The organism is Pseudoxanthomonas sp. Root630 (genome assembly GCF_001427585.1).
Lineage (GTDB): Bacteria > Pseudomonadota > Gammaproteobacteria > Xanthomonadales > Xanthomonadaceae > Pseudoxanthomonas_A.
In genome coordinates this window covers 267,422-281,996 of the sequence record NZ_LMGY01000017.1, presented here as the reverse complement: position 1 = coordinate 281,996, position 14,575 = coordinate 267,422, and the positions used below count along the sequence as shown (strand labels likewise).

Here is a 14,575-nt window from a genome sequence, read left to right as displayed (position 1 = left end):
TTCAGTCCTCCGGCGCATCGGGCCGTCCGTCTTCAGGCCGATAGGATAGCCCACCGGCCCGCTGGCGCCGCACGGCGTCCCACGGGCGCGCCCGGTCGTGACGCCGCTCACGGACCGACAGCCCGTCGCGTCCCAGCCAGATGCGCACGGCGCCGCTGGATTGCGTATCCAGCACTTCGGCGCCGGCCTCGCGCCATCGGGCGACCACGTCCTCCCGCGGGTGGCGGAACCGGTTGCCGAACCCGCTGGAGCCCACCGCCAGGCGCGCACCCGTGGCACGGACGAAGCTGCCCGCCGACGAACCGGCACTGCCGTGATGCGGCAGGACGACCACGTCACTCCGCAGCCAGGCGGCCTGCCTGCGCACCAGCCCGGCTTCGATCTGCGTGCCGATGTCGCCCGGCAGCAGCACCGCACCCTGCGTCGTACCTATCCGCAGGACGCAGCTCGCCTCGTTGCCGAAGTAGGGAAAATGCGGCGGCGGGTGGAGGAAGCGGAACTCCACGCCATCCCAACGCCAGGCCGCGCCGCCGAGGCACGGTGCGTCGCCCTCGACGGGCGATCCCGCGGGCGCCAGCGTGATCGCCACGGGCACGGATTCACGGACCGCCGGGACGCCTCCGGCGTGGTCGTTGTCGCCGTGGCTGACGACCAGCGCGTCAAGGCGGGGCACACCGAGGGCCCGCAGTGCCGGCACGACCGCCCGCTCGCCTGCGTCGAACCCTTCCTCCACCGCAGGCCCGGCGTCGTACAACAGTGCATGGTTCGCGGTCCGCACCACGACGGAAAGCCCCTGCCCGACATCGAGCACTACCAGTTCCATCTCGCCTTCGCGCGGCAACCCGCGGTCGGGCCACAGCAGCGGCAACCACAGCACGGAGGCCAGCATCTTTCCCGGCACTCCCTTCGGCAGCAGGATGAAGGCGGCGCCCATCAGCGCCAGGGGCAATGCCCACACGGAAGGCTCCGGCAACCACCACAGGGCGAAGCGGCTGTTCGCGAGCCACGTGAAGGCAGGCCAGGTCAGGTCAAAGCACGTCGCCGCCCAACGCCACGCCACGCCGCCGGCACCGGGATGGACCCATTCCCCCACCGTGCCGACCAGGGACAGCGGCACGACGACGAGGCTCCACCACGGGATCGCCACCAGGTTCGCGAGCGGGCCGGCCAGCGATGCCTGTCCGAACAGCACCGCCGTCAACGGCAACAGCCCCAGCGTTGCGACGCCCTGTGCCGGCAGGAACGCTTTCGCCCAGTGCAGCGACGCCGGCAGGCACCACGCCAGCCAGGCGACCCCGGCGAAGCTCAGCCAGAAACCGGGCGCCAGCAGCGACAGCGGATCGCATACGAGCATGGCGAGCATCGCCAGCACCAGCGCATCCACCACCCGCGCAGGACGCCGCGACGTACGCGCCAGCACCACCACCGCGATCATCAGCACGGTGCGCAACGTGGGCAGCGCGAACCCCGCCACCGCCGCGTAGCCGAGCGCCCCGGCCAACGCCAGCCACCCGATGGCCTGCGGCCGTGGCATGCGGCGCGCGAGCGCCGGGAACAGTCGCCACGCCAAGACCGCCAGCAGGGCGAAGGCACCCGCCACCAGGCCGACATGGAAACCGGAGATCGCGATCAGGTGCGTGAGCCCTGCGGCCCGCAACACCTGCCAATCGTCCTGCGACAAGCCACGCGTATCCCCGAGCGCAAGCGCGCGCACGAACCTGTTCGACGCAGCAGGCGCTCCGGCTTCGATGCGGGCGGACATCCTGGACCGCCATGCATCGAGGCCGCTGCCCGCTTCGAGCCTCATTGCGCGTTCCGGGGCGCGCACGTAGCCAGTCGCGCTGATCCGCTGCGCCATGGCGTACCGTTCGGCATCGAAGCCGCCGGGATTGGCCAGCCCACGCGGCGCCCTCACCCGCAGGTGGAAGCGCCATCGCTCGCCTGCGCCAAGCGCGCGGCGGGGGCCGATCGTCTCGGCGCCGTGCTCGTCGTACCACGCGACACGCACCGTCCGGCCCCGCAGCGGCAGCGGCTGGTCGGCACCGTCGTCGATGCGAAAGAGAAAGCGGGTACGGCGCGCCTCCGGCTCGGGCAAGCCATCGACGCGACCGGTGACGACGATCTCCCGCCCTTCCCATGCCACCGGCAGTTGCGACTGCAGGCTCCAGCCGGCATGCAGCCCCGTCCAGGCAAGACCGACCAGCGCCGCGCCGAACCAGCGCCATCGTGTGGGCGCGACCCACCACCCCAATCCCACGGCCAGACCGGTCCACAGCGCGGCCACGCCGGGCAGTTCGCTCCGCCACAAGACGCCTGCCGCGCCGATGAGCCAAGCCAACGCGCACGCCAATCCCAATGGCGGCATGGACCGGGCCGGTGTCGCCTCACCCGCCATCGGTGCGATCCAGCGGACTACGCACGGCACCCGCACCCCGGTTCAACACATGCGTGTAGATCTGGGTGGTCGAGACATCCTTGTGGCCGAGCAGTTCCTGCACGGTGCGGATGTCGCAGCCTGCTTCGATCAGGTGTGTGGCGATCAACCCGCGCGCGCCGCGCCGCGCCTGCCCCACCGCCAGCACCACACCGTCGCCGCCGTATCGCATCGCACCGCCTCCATGCCGGATAACGCGATCACGGTTGCACGCGACAGCGAGCAACGCATCGGCCAAAACCCTTGATGCTGCTGGCATTTCTCCCGATTGACGGGTAGGACGACCCCGACCCAGAATGGGGCCACACCCCACGCAGGGGTCTAATAGGCGTTAGGCACCCATGTTAGGAGTGACTTTACTCATCGTCCTCTTGGTTCTTGGCATTCGCACGTTCGTTGCGCTACGCCGAGAGTCAGCCGTGCGTTTGGAGTTCAAGCAATCTTCACAGCTCGACTGGCTGGTTCTGCTTTACCCGCTCGGCCCCATTGCCTTGCTCATTGGCCCACTGCTGGTGCCAAAAGCTATTCTGCTTGCCGCAGTCGCTGCGTTCTACGCATACATACTAATGGTCGCATCTCGACAGAGAAGCGCGCTGGAGTGCGCAGGTACTGACAGAGTTAAAGGTTCGCTCTCGGCCACATCCTATGCTTCACTTGGCGCAATCATTGGCTTGATCTACGTGGCTCTGACGGGCATCTTTGCCTTCCTCGGCCGGGCCGCTCAGTCTCCAGGGCTGGGGGCCTAACAATTCATTCAAGCCGAACCCGCTTCGCGGGTCGGCTTAACTCAGGCGTTAGGCGGCTATGCCATATCTGCGCGACTTTCAGCTTGCTCTCCGGGAGCATGATCGGGAGCTCTACAAGCAATTGCTCCCCATCTGGGACCCGATCGAGATCGAGGTACGTCGCTCTGTCCCTAGCCGATTCAGCTTCGGCGGGGTCGGAAAGATCGTCCTGGAGCTTGGCCCGCAAGTTCGACCCCTGCCGGAGTACCGAGTTCTTCTCAATGTAGGTCTGCTGCATTGGCCTGATTTTGACGTTCGCAAGCATCTCAGCCTTGCCACGCCAGAGCGCACCAACGAATCGCTTGCCATCGTTGAGACCGCGATGGCTTCCCTGGCGACGCGCTTTGATCAAGACACCCCGTGGTTAGATGCCGCGTTGGCTCGCATTCGGGGTGCGCCGCCTAACAATTCATTCAAGCCGAACCCGCTTCGCGGGTCGGCCTAATTCAGGCGTTAGGCCTCTAATGACAGATCGCAACGATCATCTCCCCGAAGCGCTCGTGGTTGTTGAACGAGACGGGGTTCATCGCATTGAGAATCGCGAGGTTCTTAGGGATGGTGATTCATGCTTCTTAGTTTTCGCCAGATCAGACGGATCGAGTGTGCGCGTACCCATAGATGGCACCAAGCTTAAGAGCACCGTGGACGGGCTGGTTCCGGCAGATTTTATCTACAACGGCGGAGCGCTCGCTGCTCCTCAGCAAGAGGTATAAATCATCATGTTCCGGGCCTTTCGAGATCTTGGTCTGAGGCCTAACAAATCATTCAAGCCGACACCGCTTCGCGGCGCGGCTTAATTCAGGCGTTAGCCAGACTTATGGCATCTAAGCTCGCCACCAAGAATACAGCGCGCTCGCTTGCCGCTATCGCGCTAGCCGGCATTGCGGCTGCGCTCATTGCATACATGCAGGGTTACAGACTGGATCTTTCCAAAGATTCCGCGCCCGCGTGGATCCAAGCCATCGGCAGCATCCTCGCAATCATCGCGGCTGCTTGGATAGCCAAGCAGCAGAACATGCACAGCCGCAAACTCGAAGAATACAAGCAAGCAAAGGCAGACAAGCAAAAGCTTGAAGTGATCATGGCGCTTATGGCCCGCTCGCATCGCTTGGCCATCGACGTATGCAAAGCCTATGAATCGAATGAACAAGAAGACATAGACCAGATATCGCCGCCACTCATGGCCGACACCCATCACGCATTGATGGCATTGCCAGTATTTGACATCCCTGAGTGGCAGCTTTCATTGGACGTACTAATGATAAGTCGGGCGCTGGCTTCTCTTCGAGAGCAGTTTCTCGCTCTGCAAGATTCTGCGTCAGAAGAAGAATTTCGCTCAAACCTTAAAGACCTGAATGAGCTTGCAAGTGAGATCAAGAAGATCAGCGAAGACGCTGTTTCGATCGCCAAAAATAAGATCAAAGAGCGAGACTTGGTTCTTGAGAGGTCTGGCTAACAATTCATTCAAGCCAACGCCGCTTCGCGGGTCGGCTTAATTCAGGCGTTAGGCGCCATAGAGACAGCATGCAATCCAAAGATGCGTACTCCATCTTGAGCAAAGAGCTAGCCGAGGCGGCAATGCCTCCACCCTCGGAGCTCTCACGGCTAGCCGACGGCGCACCGTTCTCACGCTCTATCGACCCGTCGGGTGAACCGGTAGAGATTGAGATTCACGTGCCCTGGCATGGGCCGGATCGAGCCACCGTTCTCATCTCAGCGCACGCCAGGGGTTCAAGCACCTGGCATCATCAACATTGTAAAGAGAGTTTGGTTGTGGCGTTGCGGCCTGACGTCCAATAATTCAATCAAGCCGAACCTGCTTCGAGGGGCGGCTCACTTCAGGCGCTAGGCAGCATGAAAGAACTTCTGCTCTCGTTTCTTCTTTCGGCCTCGCCCGAGTCTGGAGGCGTGGGCATGATTCCTGCCAGCGACGTGTCAATAGCCGGTGTCGCCATTGGCGATTCACCTGCTCAGGTGAGGTCAAAGCTCGGAGAGCCGAACACCACTGAAGGTATCCCAGACTACCTCCCGCTTCACTACAACTATCCAAATGTGCGCGTGTCCTTCGACGGAGATGTGGTCGCGGGACTCTTCACCCGTAGTGCGAGTGGCTGCACACCGAAGGGCCTGTGTCCAGGAGACAGTCTGGACAAGATGCGGAGGCTTTATGGCGAACCACTTAGGACGGACCGAGAAACAGGCCGCTTCTTCGAGTACTACGGCGTAGATCTGTACTGCTGGCTCCAGATTCCGGACCAAGGAGACAAGGTGCTATCCATCTATGTTGCATGCCAACCATGAAGCTTCCGCCGAATACTTCATTCAAGCCGAACCCGCTTCGCGGGTCGGCTTGGTTCAGGCATTAGCCGGCGTGGAAACATCGTTGCGAACTCAATACCTCGCCCTGCTTATCCTTCCGGTACTGGCGTCATGTTCTACCGGCGGCGCGAAAGGGCAAGACAGGATCTGCACTGAGATTGCCACGTTCGCTTCAACTATAGAAACTGGCCATAGTCGCGCCGTGGTACTGCGCGGTGGCTGGGGCGGTGATGCACCGAACACCCTCATGACGCACGATTGCCAGCACGCTGACTATGACCCCGGGAAAGCGCTTTGCGCCTATTTGGTACCCAACACTTCCTGGGAGTTTGGCAACTACAACGCAAGCAGAGTCGCCCAGTGCCTAGACTCAGCGGAGCGTCGCGCTTTCATTCGTCGCATAAACAAGCACGAATGGCCAACGGAGATGACGTCGTCATTGCGACTCCTCGCGGACAAGCGCATTCAAGTCACCGTGCGACTGGAGAAGAGCGGCACCGTACCGGGTAAGTTGTCCGATCTATCAGTGCTTACTTTGTCGGTTGAACGCGGAAACGATTAGCTTGCCTCCTAGCAGCCCATTCAACCCGAACCCACGTCGCGATTGAACTCAACCACGCGCCCCATGGATAGCCCTAGCGCCAGATTCTGGATCACCTGCGGGGCATCGCTGCTCTCGGCGATCGTATCCTCGTTGGTATTCCCGCCAGCGTTCGTACCTTGTGCGGTGCTGCTTGGGCTGGGCGGAGCTGGTTGGGTCATGTTCGCGCATGCCAGACAGGCGGGGGGCTGGGACAAGCTGTCGGCGACCAGATTTACGGTGGCGCGCTTGTTGGCACGGCAGGTGCAGCACTCTTGGCATCCGGCGCGGGTCTGTCCATGACGGTGATAGCCTTCAGCAAAGGCCTCCCTCACTGAGCTACGGGCCTGACAATTCATGCGAGCCGGATCCGCTCCGCGGCCCGGCTCATGACGTTGGAAGCCACCTGCCAGGGCGATTCACCCATGCATCCCGCCGATCCCGCAATGTCCCTGTTCGAAGTCGTCCGCTGGGGCAACGACTCGGATGCCGTCTCCACGGGAGGGCCGGATGGTCCTGACACCTGCTTCCTCGTCAGGGCCCGGTCCGTGGAGCAAGCAGCCACGCTGGTGGACCAGCAGCTCGCCCGCATGCCGGGCGACGTCGTGAACGCATGGTCGGCAGCCATCTACCTGCTGGGCACGGAATCATCCACGCAATCCGAAGAACGGATCCTTCGCGGCCCCTACATCCAACACGCTTATCGCCATGGTTGGCGGCACTGGTATCGGCAGGGTGCGGGCGAACCCTGGATGGAAACCATCCAGGCCTGACGGATCATTCCGACCGAAACGATGCTGCGACCGCCACGCGCCTGGCGTCAGCGTGGCGCGAGACAGGACAATCAGACGGCTTCAGGCGCCAGTTCGCGCAACTTGCCCTCATGGAGTTCCAGCACCCGATCCAGCCGACGCGCGAGGCGTCGGTCGTGGGTCACCAGCACCAGACTGGTCTTCTGCGCGCGATTGAGCTCGAGCATCAGATCGAACACGACTGCAGCGGTCTTCTCGTCCAGGTTGCCGGTCGGCTCGTCGCCCAGCACGCAGGCGGGTTGATTGACCAGGGCGCGGCCGACGGCGGCGCGTTGGCGTTCACCGCCCGACAGCTCGCCGGGTTTGTGCTCGAGGCGATGCCCCAGGCCCACCGACTCCAACAGCGACTTCGCACGGGCCGCGGCGTCGACCGTGGCGGCGCCGCCCAGCATCACCGGCATCATGACGTTCTCGAGTGCGGTGAACTCGGGCAGCAGGTGGTGGAACTGGTAGACGAAACCGAGCGATGTGTTGCGGAGCTGGCCGCGCGCGGCATCCGACAGCGACGACATCCTCTTGCCGGCCACATAGACCTCGCCGGAGGTCGGCGTATCGAGCCCGCCCAGCAGGTGCAGCAGCGTGCTCTTGCCTGCACCGGACGCACCGACGATGGCCACGGTCTCGCCCGGCTGCACGTTGAGCTCCAGGCCGTCGAACACCGGCGTGCGCAGCTTGCCTTCGGCGTAGGTCTTGCCCAGCGCTTCGGCATGGATGACCGCGGTACGGATGGACTCATTCATAGCGCAGCGCCTCCGCAGGCTGGGTGCGGGCGGCGCGCCACGCGGGGTACAGCGTGGCCAGGAAGCTCATCGTCAGCGCGACCGCCGCGATCACCACCACTTCGCCCGCGTCCAACTCATAGGGCAGACCGGTGATGTAGTAGACGTCCGCCGGCAGCAGGGTGACCTTGAACACCGCCTCGATGGCCGCGAGGATGTATTCGAGGTTGATCGTCAGCAGGATGCCACCGATCACGCCCAGCACGGTACCCATCACGCCGATCAGCACGCCTTGGACCATGAAGACCTGCATCACACCGCGCGGCGTAAGCCCGAGCGTGCGCAGGATGGCGATGTCGGCCTGCTTGTCGGTGACCAGCATCACCTGCGAGTTCACCAGCGAAAACGCGCCCATCAGGATGATGAAGGACAGCAGGATGCCCATCACCGTCTTCTCCATCTTCAGCGAGTGGTAGAGGTTGGCGTTCTCGCTGGTCCAGTCGCTGATCCGGTAAGGCCCTTGCAGGCGCAACGCGAGGTCGCGCGCCACGTCCCACGATTGATACATGTCGTGCAGTTTCAGGCGTACGCCGGTCACGCCCTCGCCCATGCGTAGGACACGCTGCAGATCGCCCATGTGGACGAGTGCGAGATTTCGGTCCACATCATTGTGGCCGACCGCGAAGATGCCAGTAACGGTGAAGCGCTTGATGCGCGGAGACACGGTGAACGCGGTGCTCTGCAGCTCGCTCGTGGTCACCATGACACTGTCGCCCACGCCGACGCGCAGCCACGCCGCCAGCTCCTGGCCCAGCAGGATGTGGAATTCGCCCGGCTTCAACGAATCCAGCGTGCCGGCCTTCATCTTGTCGCCGATCACGGAAACCTTCGGTTCCTCGCCCGGCAGGATGCCGGTGACCAGCGCGCCCTGCGGATCGGCGTTGCCGGTCAGCATCGCCTGCACGTGGATGAAGGGAGCCGCACCCGCCACGCGCGGATCGTCCATCGCGATCCTGGTCGCATGCGGCCAGTCGTGCATGGCCTCCCCCGCCCCCATCACCGTGGCGTGCGCGGTGGCCTGCAGCAAACGGTCGCGGATTTCGCGCTGGAAGCCGCTCATCACCGACAGCGTGGTGATCAGGATCATCACGCCCAGGGCAATGCCCACGACCGAGGCCAGCGAGATGAAGGAGATGAAACCGTTGCGGCGCTTGGCGCGGAGGTAGCGCAGGCCGATGGCGACGGGGATGGGTTTGAACATAGACCCCTATGGTGCCATCGCTCCCGTCGGTCGCCCAGCATCGCCGCCGCCCGCAGCAAGGCGCAGTTCACGCCGGGCGCGGGCCGGCAGCGTATCCGGCCACCAGGCCGCATGTTGCCAGCGCCCGCCGGGCGACTCCCGCCAGCGCAGGAACGCCAAGGGCCCCCGCCAGCGGAGGCGCATCTCGTGCAGGGGCTCGCCGTCCACGGTGGGCAGCCGGTCGTCGCCCGGGAACCAGAACGCCCGCACGGGCCGGACGCCATGGGCGTGGGCAAGCCACAGGCCGCGGGCGAGCGCCAGTGCGGCGCCCGGCCAAGCGAAGGCGCGCGGCATTTCGCATATCAGCAGGGAGGCCGCCGCCGACAGACCCAACATGACCAGACACGCCTGCAGCAGGCGCGAGGGCCGCCATTCAAGCCGGCAGTTGACGGATCCGTTCGACCAGCGCGGCGAGTTCGGCATCGGGACATTGCTCGTAGCCCATGAACCAGCGCCAGAGCTTATCGTCCTCGCAATCGAGCAGGCGTAGGAAAACAACGCGCTGCGGCTCGGATTCGGTCGCCCAACTACGGTCGAGATAACGACCGAACAGTTGGTCCAGTTCGCGCATGCCGCGTCGGCAACGCCAGCGGATCCGCTTGAGTTCCGGATCGTCGCTCATGCCGCCGCCAGTGCGAAGGCGAGTCGCACCCAGAACGCGATCAGCACCAGTGTCGCCAGCGCATAGGCGACGAAACGGGTCATGACGTGGTTGTAGGTGCAGTGGACCAGGCTGTGCACGGCACGCAACGCGACGAAGGCCCACGCCAGCGAGAGCGACACGGCATCCGAGATGCCGAGGTGCGCGGCCAGCAGCGAACCGGCGTAAAACAACACCGGAAGTTCGAACAGATTGCGGAAGTTGTCCGATGCACGGGTATCGCCCAGCAGGCGCACCGAATCCGCGGCGTTCGCCAGCGACTGCGCATGGATGCGCTTGCGGGTCATTTCACCCAGGCGAAGCTGGTACAGCCTGACCCACACGAGGAAGGTCAGGCCGGCCATCGCCACCGCGGGCCAGAGGATCGCCGTGGCAGGTGCGTCGCTCATGCGGTCAGGCGCGACGCGCCATCATCAGCTTCTTGATCTCGGCGATCGCCAGCGCCGGGTTCAGACCCTTCGGACAGGTACGCGCGCAGTTCATGATGGTGTGGCAGCGGTAGAGCTTGAACGGATCTTCCAGATCGTCCAGGCGGGCACCGGTGTCCTCGTCGCGCGAATCGATGATCCAGCGGTAAGCCTGCAGCAGGATCGCCGGGCCCAGGTAGCGCTCGCCGTTCCACCAGTAGCTCGGGCAGCTGGTCGAGCAGCAGGCGCACAGGATGCACTCGTACAGGCCGTCCAGCTTCTTGCGGTCTTCCGGCGACTGCAGGCGCTCGCGGTCCGGCGGTGCCGGGGTCTGCGTGCGGATCCAGGGCTTGATCGAGGCGTACTGCGCGTAGAAATGGGTCAGGTCGGGGACCAGATCCTTCACCACCTCCATGTGCGGCAGCGGATAGATCGGCACTTCCGCCTTGCCGCAATCGCCGATGGCCTTGGTGCAGGCCAGCGTATTGGTGCCGTCGATGTTCATCGCGCACGAGCCGCAGATACCTTCGCGGCACGAGCGGCGGAACGTCAGCGTCGGATCGATCTCGTTCTTGATCTTGATCAGCGCGTCCAGGACCATCGGGCCGCACTTGTCGAGGTCGACTTCGTACGTGTCGGTGCGCGGATTGGCGCCGTCGTCCGGGTTCCAGCGGTACACCTTGAAGGTGCGCACGTTCTTGGCGCCCTTCGCGGGGAAGTGCTTGCCCTTGGTGACGCGCGAGTTCTTCGGGAGCGAAAATTCGGCCATGTGTCAGGTCTCCCGGGCTCAGTAAACGCGTGGCTTGGGCGGCACCACATCCACGTCCTTGCTGAGCGTGTACATGTGCACGGGGCGGAAATCGAAGCTGCACTTGCCGTCTTCGGCGACATTGACCAGCGTGTGCTTCTGCCAGTTGACGTCGTCGCGCTCCGGGAAGTCCTCGTGCGCGTGCGCGCCGCGGCTCTCGTGGCGCTGTTCGGCCGAGTTGATCGTGGCGACCGCACTGAGCAGCAGGTTGTGCAGCTCGTAGGTCTCGATCAGGTCCGAGTTCCAGATCAGCGAACGGTCGCTGACCTTCACGTCCTGGAAGCTGGAGAAGATGTCGGCCATCTTGTCGCAGCCTTCCTTCAGCGTCTTGCTGGTGCGGAAGACGGCGGCGTCGGCCTGCATCGTGCGCTGCATGTTGTCGCGGATCACCGAGGTCGGCGTGTCGCCGTTGGCGTTGCGCAGCTTGTCCAGGTGCGACAGCGCCTTGTCGCAGGCATCGCCCGCGAGCGGCTTGTGCGAGGCACCGCTCTTGATGGTCTCGGCGCAGCGGTTGGCCACCGCACGGCCGAACACCACCAGGTCGAGCAGCGAGTTCGAGCCCAGGCGGTTGGCGCCGTGCACCGACACGCAGGCCGCTTCGCCGATGGCGTACAGACCGGGCACGACGGCATCCGGGTTGTCGCCGACCTTGCGCACCACTTCGCCGTGGTAGTTGGTCGGGATGCCGCCCATGTTGTAGTGCACGGTCGGAATGACCGGGATCGGCTGCTTGGTGACGTCCACGCCGGCGAAGATGTGGGCGCTCTCGGCGATGCCGGGCAGCTTCTCGTTGATGACTTCCGGGCCCAGGTGGGTCAGGTCGAGCAGGATGTGATCCTTGTGCTCGCCCACGCCGCGGCCTTCGCGGATCTCGATGGTCATCGAACGGCTGACCACGTCGCGCGACGCCAGATCCTTGTAGTGCGGTGCGTAGCGCTCCATGAAGCGCTCGCCGTTGCTGTTGCGCAGGATGCCGCCTTCGCCGCGCACGCCCTCGGTGATGAGGCAGCCCGCGCCGTAGATGCCGGTCGGGTGGAACTGCACGAACTCCATGTCCTGCATCGGCAGGCCGGCACGCATCACCATGCCGCCGCCGTCGCCGGTGCAGGTGTGCGCGGACGTCGCCGAGAAGTAGGCACGGCCGTAGCCGCCAGTGGCCAGCACCACGCCATGGGCGCGGAACAGGTGCAGCGTGCCGGTGGCCATGTCCAGGGCGAGCACGCCGCGGCAGGCGCCTTCCTCGTCGAAGATCAGGTCGAGCGCGAAGTACTCGACCATGAAGCGCGCATCGTGCGCCAGCGATTGCTGGTACAGCGTGTGCAGCATCGCGTGGCCGGTACGGTCGGCCGCGGCGCAGGTGCGCTGTGCCGGCGGACCTTCGCCGTACTTGGTCGTCATGCCACCGAACGGGCGCTGGTAGATCTTGCCCTCCTCGGTACGCGAGAACGGCACGCCGTAGTGCTCCAGCTCGATGATGGCCGGGATGGCCTCGCGGCACATGTATTCGATGGCGTCCTGGTCGCCCAGCCAGTCCGACCCCTTGATGGTGTCGTAGAAGTGGTAGCGCCAGTCGTCTTCGCCCATGTTGCCGAGCGCAGCGGAGATGCCGCCCTGCGCCGCCACGGTGTGCGAGCGGGTCGGGAAGACCTTGGTCAGACAGACGGTCTGCAGGCCCTTGGCGGCCAGGCCGAAGGTCGCGCGCAGGCCGGCGCCGCCGGCGCCCACCACGACCATGTCGTACTTGTGTTCGGTGATCTTGTAAGCGGACATTGACTCAATTCCCCAGCGCGATGCGGGCCACGGCGAAGACGCTCACGATGGCGCCCAGCACGGCGATGAACTTGACGGTGGTCTGCACCGCGAGGGCGAGCAGCGAGTTGTGGATGTAGTCTTCCAGCACGACCTGCAGGCCGAGCTGGGCGTGCCAGAACATGGCGACCAGGAAGCCCACGAGCAGCACGGCGTTCCATGGCTTGGACACGGCAGCGGTGGCGGTGACGTAATCGGCGCCGATCAGGCTCAGCACGAACACCAGGAACCAGATCGTCAACGCGACCAGCGCGGTCGCGGTCAGACGCTGATGGACGAAATGCTCGGTGCCGGTCTTCGCCGAGCCCAGGCCGCGCGCGTTCTTGATCGGAGTGCGGAAGTTGCTCATGCGCCACCTCCCAGCAACACATACGCCCAGATCAGGGCCGTGATGACCAGGCTGCCGATCACCGACAGCCAGCTGTTGCGCACGAACGTCGCGATGCGGTAGCCGATGGCGAAGTCCTGCACGATGTGGCGGATGCCGTTGCACAGGTGGTAGGCGAAGGCCCAGGTCCAGCCGAACAGGAACACCTGGCCGTACCAGGCGCGGGCCGTGTCGGTGAAGCAGTTCCAGGCTTCAGGGCCGATCATCAGCGTCAGCAGCCCCGCGGTGATCACCAGGGCACCCGCGGCGAGGACGATGCCGGTGGCGCGGTGCAGGATGGAGGTCGCCATCTGGATCTGCCAGCGGTAGACCTGCAGATGGGGGGAAAGCGGACGTTGTGGAGTCGCCATTGACGCGCTCGTTGTCTCGGCTGGGCGGTCGTGACCGCGTTGGCTCAAACGCTGCTCAGAAATCGATGCAGCGCCCGTTCTTTTCCCAATCCCCGTAACGCGTGGGTTCGGGCCCGTCGCGTCCGCCGATCTCCTTCGCCACGGCCGTTCCCCCTGCCCCGTCGCCCGCATGCGGGGTGGAGGTTTCGGGTGGCTGTGTTCCGGGATCGGTGTCGGGAGTCGGGAGTGTTTGACCTATCATGGCGGTCTCGCAACGCACAAAATTTTAATCCCCACCCCCTTGGCTGACAACCTTTCCCGTACCAGCACGCCGTTTTACGCCCTGTCCGACCATGCGCTGGTGACGCTGGAAGGGCCTGATGCGGCGGGCTTTGCGCAGGCCCAGTTCGCCAATGACGTCGCCGGACTGCCTGCCGGACAATGGCAGTGGAATGCGTGGCTGACGCCCAAGGGACGCGTGATTGCGGTGTTTGCGCTGGCGAAGCTGGCCGAGGATCGCGTGTGGCTGGTCCTGCCCGATCACCCTGCCCCCGCATTCGCCGATGCCCTCCGGCGTTTCGTGTTTAGACGAAAGTTGAAGATCGAGTCCCGTGCCGACGCGACGATCGGCGGCGCTTTCGCCGCGCCCCTGGTGGCGCATGGCGCAACGCTGTCGATGGACGCTGGCGTGCTCGAACTCGACTGGAGTGGCGCAGGCGGCCCGCGCACGCTGCGCGTGGACGTGGCCGCCCCTGCGACGGACGACGCCCGGCAGCAGGCCGCCTGGCGCGCCGCCGACCTGCGCCATGGCCTTCCACGGCTTTCCGATGCGCAGCGCGAGCAATGGACGCCGCAGCAACTGGCGCTGGACCGGCTGGCGGCCTACAGCGTCAAGAAGGGCTGCTACCCGGGGCAGGAAATCGTCGCGCGCACCCATTTCCTCGGCAAGGCCAAGCGCGCACTGCAAGGCTTCCACACCGCCGAACCCGTCGGTCCCGGCGCCATGGTGCGCGACAGCGAACGCGACATCGGCGAAGTGGTGAGCGCCGCGCCAGAAGGTCCGCAAACCCTGCTGCTGGCCGTACTGCCCCTGGACCACACGGGTGAAGGCCTGTCGGCCGATGCGCAGCCGCTGGCGCGCGTGCCGTTGCTGGACGGCCTTCGCCGCTGACCCTTCTGCGCGGGGATTGATCCACGTCAATGACGTGGAGGACTGCGGACCTA

Annotated in this window: 17 protein-coding genes and 1 pseudogene; 6 read left to right on the top strand and 12 right to left on the bottom strand. The window is 64.8% G+C overall.

The window, feature by feature from the left end; all coding sequences use genetic code 11:
• Position 1: 1 nt before the first annotated feature.
• Both ASD72_RS16015 and ASD72_RS21335 read right to left on the bottom strand, forming a co-directional pair.
• Positions 2 to 2,365, bottom strand: coding sequence for a DNA internalization-related competence protein ComEC/Rec2 (locus tag ASD72_RS16015; RefSeq protein WP_056880938.1), 2,364 nt, complete (start codon positions 2,363 to 2,365; stop codon positions 2 to 4).
• Between the two features lie 19 nt (positions 2,366 to 2,384).
• A pseudogene (locus ASD72_RS21335) lies at positions 2,385 to 2,537 on the bottom strand (tyrosine-type recombinase/integrase); the annotation flags it as partial.
• A 701-nt stretch (positions 2,538 to 3,238) separates the two neighbouring features.
• Between ASD72_RS21335 and ASD72_RS21035 the strand changes: the two are divergent.
• The 5 genes from ASD72_RS21035 (at position 3,239) to ASD72_RS15990 (ending at position 6,891) form a co-directional block, all read left to right on the top strand.
• Entirely contained in the window at positions 3,239 to 3,664 is a 426-nt protein-coding gene (locus tag ASD72_RS21035) for a hypothetical protein (protein WP_155944691.1), read from the top strand.
• A 372-nt stretch (positions 3,665 to 4,036) separates the two neighbouring features.
• On the top strand, positions 4,037 to 4,675 hold the full coding sequence (locus ASD72_RS15995; RefSeq protein ID WP_056880935.1) for a hypothetical protein: 639 nt from the start codon (positions 4,037 to 4,039) through the stop codon (positions 4,673 to 4,675).
• A gap of 398 nt (positions 4,676 to 5,073) precedes the next feature.
• Positions 5,074 to 5,520 carry a hypothetical protein gene (locus ASD72_RS21030; protein ID WP_155944690.1) on the top strand — a complete coding sequence of 149 codons (447 nt, stop codon included), beginning with the start codon at positions 5,074 to 5,076 and terminating at the stop codon, positions 5,518 to 5,520.
• The gene (locus ASD72_RS21025) at positions 5,501 to 6,100 is read left to right on the top strand and encodes a hypothetical protein (RefSeq protein WP_155944689.1); all 600 of its coding nucleotides are present in this window, start codon (positions 5,501 to 5,503) and stop codon (positions 6,098 to 6,100) included. The genes ASD72_RS21030 and ASD72_RS21025 overlap by 20 nt, the downstream gene beginning before the upstream one ends.
• A gap of 464 nt (positions 6,101 to 6,564) precedes the next feature.
• Positions 6,565 to 6,891, top strand: coding sequence for a hypothetical protein (locus tag ASD72_RS15990; RefSeq protein ID WP_056881086.1), 327 nt, complete (start codon positions 6,565 to 6,567; stop codon positions 6,889 to 6,891).
• Positions 6,892 to 6,962: 71 nt separating this feature from the next.
• Here the strand turns inward: ASD72_RS15990 and lolD are convergent, their stop codons facing one another.
• Genes lolD through ASD72_RS20670 form a run of 10 tightly spaced genes read right to left on the bottom strand, consistent with a single transcriptional unit; the run spans position 6,963 to position 13,613 of the window.
• Positions 6,963 to 7,670 carry a lipoprotein-releasing ABC transporter ATP-binding protein LolD gene (gene lolD, locus ASD72_RS15985; protein WP_056880934.1) on the bottom strand — a complete coding sequence of 236 codons (708 nt, stop codon included), beginning with the start codon at positions 7,668 to 7,670 and terminating at the stop codon, positions 6,963 to 6,965.
• A complete protein-coding gene (locus ASD72_RS15980; RefSeq protein ID WP_056880933.1) occupies positions 7,663 to 8,910 on the bottom strand; it encodes a lipoprotein-releasing ABC transporter permease subunit in 1,248 nt (415 codons plus the stop codon). Before ASD72_RS15980 ends, lolD begins: the two co-directional genes overlap by 8 nt.
• A gap of 6 nt (positions 8,911 to 8,916) precedes the next feature.
• Positions 8,917 to 9,372: a hypothetical protein gene (locus ASD72_RS15975; RefSeq protein ID WP_056880932.1), complete on the bottom strand. Its 456-nt coding sequence runs from the start codon at positions 9,370 to 9,372 to the stop codon at positions 8,917 to 8,919.
• Complete coding sequence (locus tag ASD72_RS15970) at positions 9,323 to 9,571, bottom strand: succinate dehydrogenase assembly factor 2 (RefSeq protein ID WP_056880931.1); 249 nt, start codon at positions 9,569 to 9,571, stop codon at positions 9,323 to 9,325. The genes ASD72_RS15975 and ASD72_RS15970 overlap by 50 nt, the downstream gene beginning before the upstream one ends.
• Positions 9,568 to 9,999, bottom strand: coding sequence for an MAPEG family protein (locus ASD72_RS15965; protein WP_056880930.1), 432 nt, complete (start codon positions 9,997 to 9,999; stop codon positions 9,568 to 9,570). The genes ASD72_RS15970 and ASD72_RS15965 overlap by 4 nt, the downstream gene beginning before the upstream one ends.
• A gap of 4 nt (positions 10,000 to 10,003) precedes the next feature.
• The gene (locus ASD72_RS15960; RefSeq protein WP_056880929.1) at positions 10,004 to 10,786 is read right to left on the bottom strand and encodes a succinate dehydrogenase iron-sulfur subunit; all 783 of its coding nucleotides are present in this window, start codon (positions 10,784 to 10,786) and stop codon (positions 10,004 to 10,006) included.
• A gap of 18 nt (positions 10,787 to 10,804) precedes the next feature.
• Entirely contained in the window at positions 10,805 to 12,595 is a 1,791-nt protein-coding gene (gene sdhA / locus ASD72_RS15955; protein ID WP_056880928.1) for a succinate dehydrogenase flavoprotein subunit, read from the bottom strand.
• Between the two features lie 4 nt (positions 12,596 to 12,599).
• Positions 12,600 to 12,983 carry a succinate dehydrogenase, hydrophobic membrane anchor protein gene (gene sdhD / locus ASD72_RS15950; protein WP_056880927.1) on the bottom strand — a complete coding sequence of 128 codons (384 nt, stop codon included), beginning with the start codon at positions 12,981 to 12,983 and terminating at the stop codon, positions 12,600 to 12,602.
• Positions 12,980 to 13,372: a succinate dehydrogenase, cytochrome b556 subunit gene (gene sdhC, locus ASD72_RS15945; RefSeq protein WP_056880926.1), complete on the bottom strand. Its 393-nt coding sequence runs from the start codon at positions 13,370 to 13,372 to the stop codon at positions 12,980 to 12,982. The genes sdhD and sdhC overlap by 4 nt, the downstream gene beginning before the upstream one ends.
• 55 nt (positions 13,373 to 13,427) lie before the next feature.
• Positions 13,428 to 13,613 (bottom strand): DUF1674 domain-containing protein, encoded by a 186-nt coding sequence (locus ASD72_RS20670; protein ID WP_081420417.1) that lies wholly within the window; start codon positions 13,611 to 13,613, stop codon positions 13,428 to 13,430.
• Between the two features lie 39 nt (positions 13,614 to 13,652).
• Here ASD72_RS20670 and ASD72_RS15940 point away from each other — a divergent pair, with 39 nt between their 5' ends.
• A complete protein-coding gene (locus tag ASD72_RS15940; RefSeq protein WP_056880925.1) occupies positions 13,653 to 14,522 on the top strand; it encodes a folate-binding protein YgfZ in 870 nt (289 codons plus the stop codon).
• Positions 14,523 to 14,575: the final 53 nt, after the last annotated feature.

Bases quoted from the DNA above. Each gene is read 5' to 3' on its own strand.
- ASD72_RS20670 (WP_081420417.1), bottom strand. From the start codon at position 13,613: ATGATAGGTCAAACACTCCCGACTCCCGACACCGATCCCGGAACACAG.
- ASD72_RS16015 (WP_056880938.1), bottom strand. From the start codon at position 2,365: ATGCCGCCATTGGGATTGGCGTGCGCGTTGGCTTGGCTCATCGGCGCG.
- ASD72_RS21025 (WP_155944689.1), top strand. From the start codon at position 5,501: ATGTTGCATGCCAACCATGAAGCTTCCGCCGAATACTTCATTCAAGCC.
- sdhA (WP_056880928.1), bottom strand. From the start codon at position 12,595: ATGTCCGCTTACAAGATCACCGAACACAAGTACGACATGGTCGTGGTG.
- ASD72_RS15995 (WP_056880935.1), top strand. From the start codon at position 4,037: ATGGCATCTAAGCTCGCCACCAAGAATACAGCGCGCTCGCTTGCCGCT.
- sdhD (WP_056880927.1), bottom strand. From the start codon at position 12,983: ATGAGCAACTTCCGCACTCCGATCAAGAACGCGCGCGGCCTGGGCTCG.
- ASD72_RS15980 (WP_056880933.1), bottom strand. From the start codon at position 8,910: ATGTTCAAACCCATCCCCGTCGCCATCGGCCTGCGCTACCTCCGCGCC.
- ASD72_RS15960 (WP_056880929.1), bottom strand. From the start codon at position 10,786: ATGGCCGAATTTTCGCTCCCGAAGAACTCGCGCGTCACCAAGGGCAAG.
- sdhC (WP_056880926.1), bottom strand. From the start codon at position 13,372: ATGGCGACTCCACAACGTCCGCTTTCCCCCCATCTGCAGGTCTACCGC.
- ASD72_RS21035 (WP_155944691.1), top strand. From the start codon at position 3,239: ATGCCATATCTGCGCGACTTTCAGCTTGCTCTCCGGGAGCATGATCGG.
- ASD72_RS15990 (WP_056881086.1), top strand. From the start codon at position 6,565: ATGTCCCTGTTCGAAGTCGTCCGCTGGGGCAACGACTCGGATGCCGTC.
- lolD (WP_056880934.1), bottom strand. From the start codon at position 7,670: ATGAATGAGTCCATCCGTACCGCGGTCATCCATGCCGAAGCGCTGGGC.
- ASD72_RS21030 (WP_155944690.1), top strand. From the start codon at position 5,074: ATGAAAGAACTTCTGCTCTCGTTTCTTCTTTCGGCCTCGCCCGAGTCT.
- ASD72_RS15965 (WP_056880930.1), bottom strand. From the start codon at position 9,999: ATGAGCGACGCACCTGCCACGGCGATCCTCTGGCCCGCGGTGGCGATG.
- ASD72_RS15970 (WP_056880931.1), bottom strand. From the start codon at position 9,571: ATGAGCGACGATCCGGAACTCAAGCGGATCCGCTGGCGTTGCCGACGC.
- ASD72_RS15975 (WP_056880932.1), bottom strand. From the start codon at position 9,372: ATGCCGAACTCGCCGCGCTGGTCGAACGGATCCGTCAACTGCCGGCTT.